General features: G+C 60.4%; 1 protein-coding gene and 1 pseudogene. Both read right to left on the reverse strand.

Annotated features, from left to right (window positions below):
- Positions 1-233: 233 nt before the first annotated feature.
- Positions 234-434: pseudogene (locus AC5ZFO_RS48030) on the reverse strand (IS110 family RNA-guided transposase); the annotation flags it as partial.
- Between the two features lie 88 nt (positions 435-522).
- On the reverse strand, positions 523-1,065 hold a 543-nt coding region (locus AC5ZFO_RS48035), incomplete at its 5' end, for a ribonucleotide-diphosphate reductase subunit beta (protein ID WP_496124270.1).

The following is a 1,065-nucleotide window of genomic DNA, read 5'->3' on the forward strand; positions in this document are numbered from 1 at the left end:
TCTCTGCCCAGTTGGCTCGCTCGTTGCCGCTCCTACCGATTTGGGAGGGAGGCGTCCATTTCATTTTCCGAGGTCGCAGGCACCTCATGATGATGTCCGGATCGGGTGCCTCATCGTTTGCAACGGCGTGCGGGCGAGCCCGCCACCAGCCGATGACCGAGGTCACCACGACCACCGTCCCAGCGGGACATCGCCGGGCCCGGCGGACCGGGCCAGGAACTTGCAGAATAAGGTCAGGCCGGCGCGTGGCCCCAGTCGAACGACGTGCCATCCACCCAAATGCAGTGGAGGATCACAGCGATCTTGCGGGCAATGGCGACCTTTGCCTTTTGCAAACCGACCCGCTTCACGAGCTTCATTCCCCAGGCCTTGAGGGAAGACCATTTTTTTGTCCGATAGAGAAGGACCGTCGCTGCCTCGAATAGGTAGGTTCGGAGATGCAATCCGGCACGTCCTGTTCGAGGCGTAACGATTTGCGATTTCTATTGGGAGAAGGTACTGGTCGCCATCGTGACCGGACGCTCAGTCCCAACTGAGCGCTCCGCCATTCTGATATTCAATCACCCGCGTCTCGAAGAAATTCTTCTCCTTCTTTAGGTCCATCGCCTCCGACATCCACGGGAACGGGTTTTCCCCCTCGGCAAAGACAGGCGCGAGCCCAATCTGCGCGCAGCGGCGGTTGGCGATAAAGCGCATGTACTGCTCGCACAGCGCCGCATTCAGCCCGAGGAAGCCGCGCGGCATGGTATCGCGGCCGTAGGCGGCCTCCAACTCGGCCGCGTCACGGATCATGCCGCGAATCTCGTCCTGGAATGCTGGCGTCCATAGATGCGGATTCTCGATCTTGATCTGGTTGATCACGTCGATACCGAAGTTCAGATGGATGCTCTCGTCACGCAGGATGTACTGGTACTGCTCGGCGATGCCGACCATCTTGTTGCGGCGGCCGAGCGACAGTATCTGCGCGAAGCCGGTGTAGAACCACATGCCCTCGAACACGACATAGAAGGCGACGAGATCGCGCAGGAAGGCGCGGTCGCTATCCGGCGTCCCCGTCTGGAACGA

It is taken from the genome of Bradyrhizobium sp. Unk1 (assembly GCF_059512345.1).